The 12,598-nt window shown below is 46.1% G+C and carries 10 protein-coding genes; 7 read left to right on the top strand and 3 right to left on the bottom strand.

Annotated elements, in window-relative coordinates:
• Positions 1-68: 68 nt before the first annotated feature.
• Positions 69-965, bottom strand: coding sequence for a LysR family transcriptional regulator (locus tag C0033_RS20185; protein ID WP_103229712.1), 897 nt, complete (start codon positions 963-965; stop codon positions 69-71).
• Between the two features lie 13 nt (positions 966-978).
• Complete coding sequence (locus C0033_RS20180) at positions 979-1,959, bottom strand: LysR family transcriptional regulator (RefSeq protein ID WP_103229711.1); 981 nt, start codon at positions 1,957-1,959, stop codon at positions 979-981.
• A gap of 231 nt (positions 1,960-2,190) precedes the next feature.
• On the opposite strand from C0033_RS20180, the gene C0033_RS20175 reads away from it, so the two are divergent.
• Positions 2,191-3,984, top strand: a complete 1,794-nt coding sequence (locus C0033_RS20175; protein WP_103229710.1) for a prolyl oligopeptidase family serine peptidase — start codon at positions 2,191-2,193, stop codon at positions 3,982-3,984.
• A gap of 9 nt (positions 3,985-3,993) precedes the next feature.
• Positions 3,994-5,295 (top strand): SLC13 family permease, encoded by a 1,302-nt coding sequence (locus C0033_RS20170; RefSeq protein WP_103229709.1) that lies wholly within the window; start codon positions 3,994-3,996, stop codon positions 5,293-5,295.
• A 13-nt stretch (positions 5,296-5,308) separates the two neighbouring features.
• On the opposite strand, the gene C0033_RS20165 is transcribed toward C0033_RS20170, so the two are convergent.
• Complete coding sequence (locus C0033_RS20165) at positions 5,309-5,842, bottom strand: methylated-DNA--[protein]-cysteine S-methyltransferase (protein WP_103229708.1); 534 nt, start codon at positions 5,840-5,842, stop codon at positions 5,309-5,311.
• Positions 5,843-6,232: 390 nt separating this feature from the next.
• Here C0033_RS20165 and C0033_RS20160 point away from each other — a divergent pair, with 390 nt between their 5' ends.
• The 5 genes from C0033_RS20160 to C0033_RS20140 all read left to right on the top strand — a co-directional run bounded on the left by C0033_RS20160 (position 6,233) and on the right by C0033_RS20140 (position 11,531).
• Complete coding sequence (locus C0033_RS20160; RefSeq protein WP_103229707.1) at positions 6,233-6,919, top strand: FadR/GntR family transcriptional regulator; 687 nt, start codon at positions 6,233-6,235, stop codon at positions 6,917-6,919.
• Positions 6,920-7,105: 186 nt separating this feature from the next.
• Entirely contained in the window at positions 7,106-8,581 is a 1,476-nt protein-coding gene (locus C0033_RS20155) for an NAD(P)/FAD-dependent oxidoreductase (RefSeq protein ID WP_103229706.1), read from the top strand.
• 3 nt (positions 8,582-8,584) lie between these two features.
• Complete coding sequence (locus tag C0033_RS20150) at positions 8,585-9,820, top strand: FAD-dependent oxidoreductase (RefSeq protein WP_103229705.1); 1,236 nt, start codon at positions 8,585-8,587, stop codon at positions 9,818-9,820.
• Positions 9,814-10,176: a DUF1667 domain-containing protein gene (locus tag C0033_RS20145; protein WP_103229704.1), complete on the top strand. Its 363-nt coding sequence runs from the start codon at positions 9,814-9,816 to the stop codon at positions 10,174-10,176. The genes C0033_RS20150 and C0033_RS20145 overlap by 7 nt, the downstream gene beginning before the upstream one ends.
• 155 nt (positions 10,177-10,331) lie before the next feature.
• A complete protein-coding gene (locus tag C0033_RS20140) occupies positions 10,332-11,531 on the top strand; it encodes a uroporphyrinogen decarboxylase family protein (protein WP_103229703.1) in 1,200 nt (399 codons plus the stop codon).
• The last annotated feature ends 1,067 nt before the right edge of the window (positions 11,532-12,598 follow it).

The following is a 12,598-nucleotide window of genomic DNA, read 5'->3' as shown; positions in this document are numbered from 1 at the left end:
CTGCGGGCGGCATTGGAAGTTATGTTTCTGATGCCGGACCGCAGGGGCTTTTTCCCTGTCTTCGTGTTTCATCGGATATCCGGCCGCCGGTACACGCTCCAATCCGTTCCTTTTTTTATTTTAAACGGATTCATCAATTCAAGGATCAGCCCGGTTAAATCTTCCATTGGTCCGGTGACGGCAGCGGTGTGGGACATAATTGCAGTAATATAATAAGGATAAGTTCTTTTAAGCGGGAGTTTCTTCATGTCGCTCGTATTTAAATATGCGCTGTTCAGCAGGAAGGAAGTGGCGGGTAATCTGGAAATCAGCGTATTAATGATATTTAAATCCACAGTTTCACAGTATATCTCTCCGGTTATCCCCTCCTGATAATAAATATCATCACAGGTTCTGCGCCAAAAGGTACCGGCAGGCGGCATGATGACCGGAAGATCCCCAAAGTTTCCGGAGATCATCGATGATGCGGTCCAGATTACCTGGTCTTCATAGATGGGGAATGAACGGAACAGGGAATAGTCTGGAAGCTGGTCGATTACCACAGCCAGATCCAATTGGCCTTCGATGATCTGCTGTTTTGCTGTATCGGAATGATAATACCGGATGGAGAGGGAAACATCAGGATACAGTTTTTTAAAGCCGGGAAGGACTTCTGTCAAAAAGAGAAATTCACAGATCGGAGCGACAGAAATCCGTATAGTGCTGCATCTTTTTTGAGCCGCAAGATCCGCTTCAGCGGCCATATTTAAGATGGTTTTAGCCCCGTTGACATAAATTCTTCCGGCATCAGTGAGAAGGAGTTCGTTCTTTTCTTTACGGAACAGAGGAGGAAGTTTTTCGAAAGTCTCCAATCTGTGTAAACACTGGCTGAGTGCTGACTGAGAGATGTATAGTTTTCCGGCCGCTTTGGAAAAGGATTTTTCCTCTGCAATTGTTACGATATATTCCAATTGTTTTAAATCCATAGTAGTCTCATTTCTAAATTTTTTCAAACTGTGTGATTATATCCCGCACCGCCGGACAAGGATCCGGATGAAAATGAGGATGGGTTCTGTATTTGACGGTCTGCCGATAACAGAGATAGATCAGATGCTTGTCCAGTTCGGACAGGCGGCGGCCGTTTTTGTAATACAGCCCTACATATATCCATGTTTTTGGTTTCAGGGAAAAATATTTAAGGCCGGAATGTTTGAATACGTGGGTGGAAGGAAGCAGGCCGATTCCCTGGTTTAAGCTGATCATTTCGCAGACCAAGGCTGTATTATAGGATTCAAACACATATGTGGGAGAAATGCCCGCATCCTGGCATAGGGAATCCGTTATCTCTGCCAATGTGGTACCAGGCCCGGATTTAATAAATGGAACGTCTTTCACTTCTTTTAAGGAGATGTCCGCAGTTCCTCCGGATGGCCCGGAGCCCGCTTTGGCCGCGAGGGGATGGGATTCGGATACGGTAAGCAGCAGTTCCTGCCTTCCAAATTTGAGAAAATTCACCTCTAATTTGGAAAAATCCGAATTCGTACCGATCAAAAAATCGATTTCATCTTTTTCCAGAGAATCCTTTAAAGAAATCAGATAGCCTTCTTTGATGCTCAGACGCGTCTGGGGATAGAGAGGGGAGAATTCCTTGTAAAGGTATGCATAGATTTCAGAACCCAGATGTGGGGTAGCCCCCAGCACCAACTCTGAGGTATATTGATTTTTCAGCATATCGATCGCATGATAGGTCTGCTTTTTCATACGTGTGATATTTTTAGCGGCATTGATATAGATCGTCCCCACACTGGTTGGAGATAAATATCTGGTACTCCGGTCGAACAAAGGTTGCCCTATCTGGTTTTCAAAACTGACTAGATAATGGCTTAATGCCGACTGGGAAATTCCCAGCCGTTTTGAAGCACGAGACAAGTTTCCTTCTTCTGCGATAGCTAAAAGGTATTCGTACATTTTAATATCCATATCTTACCTCATTTCTGCAATGCATCTATATATGAATTTATCTTAAATTATATATGAGCTTAATCTGCTTGTCAATCCTATGAAAATATGGGTAAAATATAAGAAATGCAGAGAAAAATTTATAAAATGTATTGGTTAAACAGCGCTGAAATCAAAATAATATATTAATATTTCTTATAATAATAATCGAAATCTGCAGACAATTAAGAAGGTATAAGGAGTGAAAAGAAGATGGGGATGACTGCAAAAACCATGCCTCAGGCGGACAGCCTGACTTTGGACAGAGATCATTATTACCGCCAGGTACTCTGTGGCTATTATGATTTTGACTGTGTGGTCAATGAGGGGATAACAAGGAAAGCGAAGTTTTATATACCGGAAAACAGCGTTTACAATCAGCCGACTATATTTGTGATGATTCCTGGCGGCTGGGATCCATATGAATTTTTAACGGAAAGCGGCTGGAAGGATCAGGCCGACGAAGAGGGCCTTTACATCGTTCTAATGGAGCCGGAAAACGGCGGGAACTGGGGGAGCCGGGAAGATGAGGCTGCCTATATTAATAAACTGAGGGAGAATGTGGGATGCAGGCCGCTGTTTTGTCCGTTTCCGTCCAATTTTTATGCGGCAGCCTATCACGATGCTGCGGATATTCTGACCTATCAGAGCCTTTATAATCCGAAGGGATGGGCGGCGGTATGCCTGATTGGAACTGAGGGCTTGTCAAAGGAGGAAGAAACGCGCCTTTGTGAGATGGAATCGCCGGTGAAGGGTGTAGGGATGAATGAAATTCAGATGCCGGTATGGATTATTCGTGAGGAAAAGACAGAAAAAACCGAAAGGCTGATTGCATATTATAAACATGCGGATCACAGTGAGGAAATTGGCAGAAAGACGGAATACGCCGATATGGAATATCTGCCTCAGCAGGGAGGCACCATCGACGAGCACTGGTGTGCCAAAGTCCTTGTATCGGAAAAAAACTGGACTGAGTGCATGGGAAAGGAATTCTGCAAAAAGGTCTATGATCATCTGTTTTGTGGAGTCTGGCGTTATGCAGGCAATGAAAACGGAGCACTCAGATACAATCAAAATATCTATGAAAGAGGATTTCAGAAATTCAGCGCCAATGTTCCGGGAGGATATGAAGAGGGTGGTTCTGATTATTACAACCGGATATGGTGGGTCTATGCTCCGAAAAGTGTGGATAAGGAAAAACCTGCTCCTGCCGTATTCCTGTTTCACGGAGCGGGAGGAAGCGGAGATGAGATCGCAGACCGGTCGGGATGGGCAAAGGTGGCAGAGGAAAATGGCATTATTTTGATCTGTCCAAGTGCATCCAATGACAATGTGGCGCGACGTGCGGGCCATGTGATGACCAATGCCATGTTCAGAAGCAGGTGGAACACGGCGGACGCCAGAAAAGAATTTCCCAGCGATATGGTATTCCTGGATTATCTCTATCAATGGCTGATAGAGAATTACTGTGTGGATACCAGCCGCATTTATGCCAGCGGGCAGTCTTCAGGAGGGATGATGACCTGGGGATGCGCCGCATACAGACCGGATTATTTTGCAGCAGTGGCTCCGGTTTCGGCAAAGGACATTAATAAGATGGATGAACCTCTGCCTCCGGTCAAAGGTTCCATTGTGCCGATTATGGCTAATCTTGGTATGGAAGACCGGATTTTTCCGGGAGGCTTTTCCACGGAAGAGGCAAAGAAACTGATCGACTACTGGTGTGAAACCTACCATCTGGACAAGAACTGGAGCAGTTATACATTTATGGGAAATGGTAAGAACTGCAGCTATGAGGATGGAAATTTTATCCATTATCTGTTTAAGACGGAAGAAGGGATTGTACTGCTGCATTTGGTGGAAACGAGAACAAAAACACATGCAATCTGGCCTTCGGAATGCCGTATGATATGGGATGAATGGTTTACAAAGTTCAGAAAAGACGTAAGTAATGGAACGTTGTACTATGAAGGAAAAAAAGTGGAAATTGCCCAAGCGGCGGATTGAGAGGTCAGTATGAATATTACGTTAGCAGCCATTTTAATGGTATCCATTGTTATATTATCTGTATTTGTTAAAAAGATTCCAATGCAGTTTACATTGTGCATCGTTCCGGTTATTTGTGCACTGCTGATCGGATACAGCATACAGGATATAGGGGACATTGCGGTTAATTCCATCAACCGTTCTATGAAAGCGGCGGGATATATGTGCTTTTTCGCCATGATTTATTTTACCATGCTGAGCGAAACCGGGATGTTTACCATATTGATTAAAAAGCTTTTGAAGTTTTCCAAGGGCAGCCTGAACGTATATGCGGTGATGATTATGACCTCAGCGATTGCAGCGGTCAGCATGCTCACAGCTACGATAGTAACTGCCTATCTGATTGTATTTCCAATTATGATGCCGATTTACAAAAAAATGAATTTTAATAGAAAAGCGGCGATGATTATTGCTCAGACATCTATTGCGGCAATGTGTTTCGTGCCTTGGGGGATTGCGGTTGTCAACTCTTCCGTATTTGCAGGCGTGGATGCCATGGAATTATCCAGGCGGCTGATCCCGGTTGCCTTCTGCTTCATTCCGGCAATTGTCCTTCAATGGGTGTATTTTGGATACCGACATAAAAAAGACGGCGGGCTTAAATCTGTGGAATGGTCTGAAGCAGATGGTGAAAGCGGAACAAAGGAAGACTCCATGGAGCGTCCGAAACTTTTCTGGGTTAATTTTGTCGTGTTCCTGGGTGTGATTGCGATGCTGGCAGCCAACCGGGTGCCGAGCTATCTTATATTTATTGCGGCGTCATTTATTACGCTTATGCTGAATTATCCGGAACCTAAGGAATATCAGAAGCTTCTTGGGAAGGCAGGAAACCGGTTCTATAATACGATGTTTATGCTGATTGGAATTTCCATCTTTATCGGTATTTTCCAGGATACGGATATGGTGAGCGCACTGGCGTCTTCCATCGTTGGAAATTTCCCGGTGTTCCTAACACGGTATATACATATTGTTCTGGCGGCGGTTATGATCGTGGTGATCAGGTTCATGCCGAATAAAATCTATAATTCCATGTATCCTGTTCTGATCTCCATAGGTACCAAGTTCGGTCTGGCAGGTACGGATGTGATCGCGCCGTTTGTCTGCAATATGTCTTTGGCTACGGGATCATCGCCGTTTACGGCAACCACCCATGTGGGCGTAGGACTGCTGGAAATCGATGTGGATGAGTACTGTAAAGAGGCAGTGACAGTGCAGACGGTGACGAATCTGCTGATATTGGCGGTGGCGTTAGTTACAGGGGTTGTGAGATAACCAAAAGCGTGTTTTACAGCGCCGTCCCTTTTTTCGGAACAAACAATCCCTCCATGGAAACTCCTTCCAACTTCAGCAACTGAATCTTTTTATCGATCCCACCCGCATACCCGGTCAGGCTTCCGCTCACGCTGACCACTCTGTGACAAGGGATCATGATGGAAATAGGATTGTGGCTGACCGCTCCGCCTACGGCTTGGGCCGATTGTTTCTTCCCTGTTTTTCTTTCCATCTCATCCGCAATGCTTTTATAGGTGATATAGCTGCCGTAAGGAATCGCCTCCAGAATCTTCCAGACCTGTTGGCGGAAGGGGCTGCCTTTAGGGGCGAGGGGAGGAATGAAATCGGGCTCTATGCCCTTGAAATAACAGGTGAGCCATTCACGGGCCTGATTAAATACCGGAAGTTCCTGTTCCACCGCGTCGCTGCCTAAGGTGGAGCCGTAATATTTTTGAGCTTTCAGCCACAGGCCGGTGATGTTCTGGCCGTCGCTGGATAAGGTGATGAGGCCTGCCGGAGACTGCACTTTACAGATGTATTCTTTCATAATACTTATATGGAAACTAATGCTATGGGTATGAGAAGAGATAGGAAATGCCAAGTCTCTTACTTATCATCGCACCAGAGTCGCACCAGAATCCTTTCCTCCTGTCACTTTTTGGATCGAACATATGTTTTGATATGACTATATAATATACCCAAATGGAGCTGAGATCAACTGTTTTTTGCTATTATATAATATTTTTAAATCCTGCATATAAATGCGTTGTAAAATTCTGCAAAGTCATCAAAAACAGTAATCAAGGTATAAGAAATACAGACATTGAAATACAGGGCATTAGCTGCAGAAGCGGATAAGATGAAGTTTCATATTTAAAAACAGCCGGATGTGGAATATAATAGTAAGTAACGATGCAGTTTGAGAAGGAGTACAGAAATGTCTAAAATCAACTATAAGCCCCTGCCGGAAAAAACGGCCGATGCCATTTCCGATATGATTTACCGAAACAATTACAGGGTGGGAGCTAAGCTCCCCAATGAGATTGATCTGGCCGGAGAATTCGAGGTGAGCCGCAACACCGTCCGGGAGGCGATCCGCATCTTGGTGAGCAGAAATGTTTTGGAAGTCAAACGCGGTTCCGGTACCTTTGTATCCTCCCGCCTGGGGCTGACGGAGGACCCATTAGGCTTGTCCCTGATCTGTGATAAAAAGAAGCTGGTAAAAGATCTGATCCAGATCCGGCTGATGATTGAACCCAAGATGGCATCCATGGCGGCTGAATATGCAAATGCTGATGAAATAAAGGCATTGGAAGAAAATTGCCGAAAAGCTGAGGCGGCATTCAACAGTGGAGAACGGTATTATGAGCTGGATATGGAATTCCATACACTGATTGCCGGATGCAGCAGGAATCTGGTGGTACATAACCTTTTGCCTTCGATTCATCAAACCATCCTGCTTCAGGAAAATATGACCATGAACCGTCTGGGTGAGAAGACTTTGGAAGGCCACCGGAGAATTTTCGAGGCCATTGCACGCCACCGCTGCAATGACGCTTACGATGCCATGCTGGCCCACCTGGTTTTAAATCAGGACCGGATCAGCCGTCTGGATGAAGGGTGAGAATGGCAAGGTACAAATTTGTACTTTTTAAAGAGAAATAGGGTGGAATTAGATCCTTTCGTGAGACTAGTATTGTAAGTCAAAAGAGGCTGTGATAAATATAAATCATAGCTTCTTTTTTGTTATCAGATGCTGCCGGAACCAAAGAATATCAGAATAATACCGGCAGGGAAAATGGAGGAACGTATGAATTCTTATGATGTAATGGTAATAGGGGCCGGAGCGGTAGGATCGGCTGTTGCCAGGGAACTGTCCAGATACCAGCTGAAAACGGCAGTTTTGGAAAAGGAACTGGATGTGGCAGCCGGCAATTCCGGACGCAATTCCGGAGTAGTGCACGCAGGATTCACTTATAAAGTGGGTTCTTTAAAAGCGGAATGTGCGGTGGAAGGAAACAGGGAGTTCGATAAGGTGGCAGAGGAACTGGACGTGCCGTTTCGCCGTACCGGAAAGCTGGTGGTTGGCTTTACGGAACAGGACATGAAAAATATTTTGAAATATAAAGCCATCGGAGAACAGAACGGCGTTCAGGGCCTGGAAATCATAGACAAAGAGCGGATGAAGGAGATCGATCCCAGCGCGGGCGGAGAATTTGCCATGTATTCCCCTATGTCCGGAATCTTGGACCCCATTCAGTACAACATTGCCCTTGCTGAAAATGCCTGTGAAAACGGCGTGGAATTTCTCTTTGGAGAAAAAGTGGTTTCCATTGAACGAAAAGATGGAATTTACAAAATAGATACCGAATGCCAAAACGGGATAAACCGGCCTGAGCCCCATCATTATGAAACCCGCTGGGTGATTAACTGCGCAGGCATGTACGCTTCGGAAATCTCCGAAATGCTGGGATTTCCCTATTATCCGGTAAAAGGATTTAAAGGTGAATATTTTGTCCTGGATAAAAAAGCGGGGCAGAAACTGTCCGTCCCCGTTTATCCGGCGCCCAATGAAAAGGGCGGATTTGCGACCCATGCAACGATTACAATTGATGGAAATGTTCTGATTGGCCCGGATTCTTATGTTACGGACGACAGAGAAGATTATGGTGTTACAAAAGAACATCTGGACGGTTTGGTAGTGGACGGAAGCAAGATGTTTGACCAGATTAAGAGGGAGTATTATATCCGTAATTTCGCCGGAATCCGCTGGAAACGTTATGACCCGGAAACGGGAGAAATCCTGGATTTCCTGCTGGAATCCGATGATGATCATCCGGGGGCGGTCAATCTGGTCGGAATTGAATCGCCCGGACTGACCAGCGCACTTCCGCTGGCCCGGAGAGCGGTAAAACGTCTTCTGGAAAAGGAAAATGCTGCGCCAAATCCCAATTTTAACCCACGCAGAAAGGGAATCCGCCGCTTCAGTGAGATGAACCATGAGGAACAGAAAAAGGCTGTTGAAGAAAATCCGGATTACGGCGAGATCATCTGCCGCTGTGAATCGGTCACAAGAGCGGAGATTTTACAGGCCATTCACAATCCGCTGGGCGTACATACGGTGACGGGGATTAAAAACCGCACGAGAGCGACCATGGGGCGCTGCCAGGGCGGCTACTGCGAAACCAGGATTACCGGGTTGATTGAAAAAGAACTGGGAATACCGGAAACAGATGTCCGATATTCAAAAGCCAATTCATATATGTTTACAGGAAAGGTCAGGTAGAATATGAAACAGGTAGATGTAATTATCATCGGCGGAGGCCCGGCAGGGCTGGCAGCAGCCGTGGAACTATACCGTCAGGGCATCAAGGATATTCTGATATTGGAACGGGAACACAGCCTGGGCGGAATTTTAAGACAGTGCATTCACGACGGTTTCGGCCTGACCCGGTTTAAAGAAACTCTCAGCGGGCCGGAATATGCAAAGCGGTTTATCGATCAGGTGGAAGAACTTAAAATTCCCTATATAACAGATGCCACGGTCATTGATGTGACAGAGGATAAAAAAGTATATGCGGTTTCTAAGGAAGGAATGATGGAATACCAGGCAAAAGCGGTGATTCTCACCATGGGATGCAGGGAACGCACCAGAGGAGCCATCAGCATTCCGGGACAGAGGCCGGCCGGAGTGTACACAGCCGGAGTCGCACAATCCTACATCAATCTGCACAATAAGATGGTGGGGAAAGAAGTGGTGATTTTAGGTTCAGGAGATATCGGAATGATCATGGCGCGGCGTATGACGTTAGAGGGTGCTCATGTGCAGGCGGTTTTTGAAATCCAGCCTTATCCCAGCGGGCTTCCGAGAAATATTGAACAGTGTCTGAATGATTATGAGATTCCATTGTATTTAAGCCATACGGTGACGGAGATCAAGGGGAAAGACCGTTTGGAGGGAATTACTGTAGCAGAAGTAGACGATCATATGCAGCCGGTTCCGGGAACTGAAAAGGAGTATGTCTGTGATACGCTGATTCTGTCGGTAGGCTTGATTCCGGAGAATGAACTGTCTCTCTCCGCCGGAGTAGTTTTGGATGACAGGAGCAAAGGGGCTGTGGTGGATGAGCATTATCAAACCAATGTTGAGGGCATTTTTGCCGCAGGAAATGTACTGCAGGTGCATGATCTGGTGGATTTTGTTTCCCTGGAGGCGGAAGGCCTGGCTGATTCGGCCGCCCGTTATGTGAAGGAAAACAGTCTGATTCCATGTAACCTTAACGTTGTCACGGACAGTAACATTACCCATACCATACCGCAGAAGATAAGCGGAACCAGTGATTTTAAGCTGTCTTTCCGTGTGAGAAAGCCGATGAAGGACTGCACGATTGAGATGGTTCAGGGAGACCGGGTGATCCGGAGTAAAAAGATGAAAAAAGCCCTTCCGGCTGAGATGATACAAATTCCTGTAAAAGCAGAGCAGTTGAATGAGAAGGATAATCTGGAGGTGAGGGTGATATGCTGAGAACATTTACATGCATTATGTGTCCCAAAGGATGCGAGGTGGAAGCTGAGTTTGCCGACGGCAGGATTTTGTCCGTAAATGGCAATGACTGTCCCAAAGGAAAGGATTATGTAACTCAGGAATTGACCAATCCCATGAGAAATATAGCAACTTCGGTTCTGGTGGAGGGCGGAGAGATGGAGCTCGCCAGCGTCAGGCTGAACCGTCCGATTCCTAAGGCAAAGATATTCGAAGTGATGGAACAGATTAAAAAGGTGAAAGTAAATGCGCCTGTAACGGTGGGGCAGGTTGTTCTTCCCAATGTGCTTTCACTGGGCAGCGACGTGATCATAACAAAACAGGTAGACAAAGCCTGATTAGGATTGAGATACGTTATTTAACGGTATTATTGGTTTCAAACCACAATGAATTTCCTTTCCGCATTTGATATACTGGCCTCATAAAGTGATAGAAAACAGAAGGCCGTTAAATGAAAGAATCATTTAAATGAGTGCTTGTATGGAGGGAAAATATGACTGTTAAAGAGAGAATTCTGGCGACGTTAAGAGGAGAACCCACGGATCTGCTTCCATTTGTTCCGCGTCTGGATAACTGGTTTTATGCCCACGAGGCGACCAACACGCTTCCGGATAAGTATAAAAATGCAACGCTGAGAGATATGGTGGACGATCTTGGAATCGGATACCATTCCATTATTCCTAATTTTAAAAACTGGAGGGAAGGCGGATACGGCGATCTTCATGTAGGATTGGGAATCTATGATCTGGAACTTTCTCCGTGGAAAGTGATATTTCACAATGTGAAGATTACAGAGGAGCGTAACGACAAAGGGGAGTTAAAAGTGACCTACGAAACGCCCAAGGGAACCATAACAACCAGAGTCGTCTACACCCCGCAGATGCTGAGAGACGGAATCGTGCTGTATGCGCACAAAGAACACGCGGTAAAATCCTATGAAGATTATGACGCCATCGCCTATATATTCGATAATGCGGAAGTAATTCCAACCTATGAAAAATATGCGGATTACCGTGAAAATTACATCGGCAGCCGTGGAGTAGCGGTGGCGCTGTCCGCCATGTGGGCGTCCGCAGGCCATTATCTGATTAAGGAACTCATGTCGTTTGAAAATTTCTATCTGGAACGTTTTGATGATCCGGAAGCCATGCAGGATGTGGCAAAAAGACTTCATCCATTCTGCGACAAGCTTTTCCAGGCTGCGGTCAACAGCCCGGCGGAGGTAATCTTGTCAGGCGCCAATTACGATTTCATGTTCACAACCCCGGATATGATTGAGGAATATGTGGTGGACGAACTGAAACGCCAGAGCGATATCGCTCACAGCAAGGGGAAATTTATCGCCACCCATACGGACGGTGAGAATATGAAACTGCTGGATTTGTACGTAAAATCGGGATTCGATATTGCCGATTCCATCTGCCCCGCCCCGATGACAAAAACGTCGCTGAAAGAAACCAGGGATGTGTTCGGAGAGAAGATTACCATCTGGGGAGGAATCCCCTCCATCGCAACACTTCAGTCCACCATGTCGGATGGGGATTTTTATAAGCTGGTGGATGAGACGATGGAGACGATTGGGAGAGGGGATCATATGATTTTTTCTGTAGCTGATACGCTGCCTCCGGCGGCTGATTTTGACAGAGTGCTTTATTTGAAACGGAAGATTGAGGAGTTTGGGGCGGTTGTGTAAATCTTTATTTAACTAAGAAACGCCGGAAAGAAGGGGAAACCTGGGCGGGCGACGGACATTGAGAAAGACAGGGGATTCGGGTTACGCCCCTAAGTGATACTAGACCGCCAAGAGCGGAAAAAGGCAGCGCGGCGCCATTCGCGATGAACTCCTGATGACTTCATCGCTCAAGGGCGCCTCAAATACTGATTCGGATTTCAGTATTTGTCTGCCTTTTTCCACTCTTGCCGGCCAAGTATCACTAAGGGGCTGCACACGATCCCCTGTCTTTCTCAATGTCCGCCGCCCGCCCAGGTTTCCCCTTCTTTCCGGCTGGTGCTTGGCTAGCTAAGGAAAAAAAGATTTGGTGGATGGGAAAGTAAATTTTTATATCAACCGTTAAGTCTTTTTCAGAAATGCCTTCACCATTTAATGTAAAGGGTGAGGTCTTTTCGTGAAATGCCTTGACGTTTAAAGTAAAACCTGAAGTCATTTCTGAAAATCCCTACATAATCTAGGTAAATTTGGCTTTATGTAAATACCGATACATAACATTGTTTTTAACTAGGCTAGCGAAAATCAGCACGGAATGGGGAGGCGGAACCGGGAGCCGAAGGTCGAAGGGGGTGTCCGGGTCAGGGGAAGGAAGATGCAGCCAAATGGGATCGTATGGAACCCCTTTAGAACTACTTAGGCCCGTAAGGGCAGAACGAGGCAGGTAAAAACTGATTTCCGTCTCAGTTTTTAAAGCGCCTCTGAGCAGCGAAGTCATCAAGAGTTCACTGCGAATGGCGCTGGCCTGCCTCGTTCTGTCCTTACGGGCCTAAGTAGTTCTAAAGGGGTTCCATACGATCCCATTTGGCTGCATCTTCCTTCCCCTGACCCGGACACCCCCTTCGACCTTCGGCTCCCGGTTCCGCCTCCCCATTCCGTGCGTATCTTTCACAACCCCGTTAAATCACAATTTTAGAACGCCAATTTGTAGGGGGCAACGGATTTTGACATGACGCAACGGTCTGTCTCTTGCTGTTCTTTTTGTCGCATGATATCATGAGATTACTAAGAATGTTAGAAAAAGCGTGTATGCA

This window comes from Clostridium sp. chh4-2, from assembly GCF_002899675.1.
Lineage (GTDB): Bacteria > Bacillota > Clostridia > Lachnospirales > Lachnospiraceae > CHH4-2.
This window is presented reverse-complemented; position numbering and strand designations above follow the sequence as displayed.

Coding starts and splice junctions, on each gene's coding strand:
- C0033_RS20185 (WP_103229712.1), bottom strand. CDS start 965: ATGGATTTAAAACAATTGGAATATATCGTAACAATTGCAGAGGAAAAA.
- C0033_RS20180 (WP_103229711.1), bottom strand. CDS start 1,959: ATGGATATTAAAATGTACGAATACCTTTTAGCTATCGCAGAAGAAGGA.
- C0033_RS20175 (WP_103229710.1), top strand. CDS start 2,191: ATGGGGATGACTGCAAAAACCATGCCTCAGGCGGACAGCCTGACTTTG.
- C0033_RS20170 (WP_103229709.1), top strand. CDS start 3,994: ATGAATATTACGTTAGCAGCCATTTTAATGGTATCCATTGTTATATTA.
- C0033_RS20165 (WP_103229708.1), bottom strand. CDS start 5,842: ATGAAAGAATACATCTGTAAAGTGCAGTCTCCGGCAGGCCTCATCACC.
- C0033_RS20160 (WP_103229707.1), top strand. CDS start 6,233: ATGTCTAAAATCAACTATAAGCCCCTGCCGGAAAAAACGGCCGATGCC.
- C0033_RS20155 (WP_103229706.1), top strand. CDS start 7,106: ATGAATTCTTATGATGTAATGGTAATAGGGGCCGGAGCGGTAGGATCG.
- C0033_RS20150 (WP_103229705.1), top strand. CDS start 8,585: ATGAAACAGGTAGATGTAATTATCATCGGCGGAGGCCCGGCAGGGCTG.
- C0033_RS20145 (WP_103229704.1), top strand. CDS start 9,814: ATGCTGAGAACATTTACATGCATTATGTGTCCCAAAGGATGCGAGGTG.
- C0033_RS20140 (WP_103229703.1), top strand. CDS start 10,332: ATGACTGTTAAAGAGAGAATTCTGGCGACGTTAAGAGGAGAACCCACG.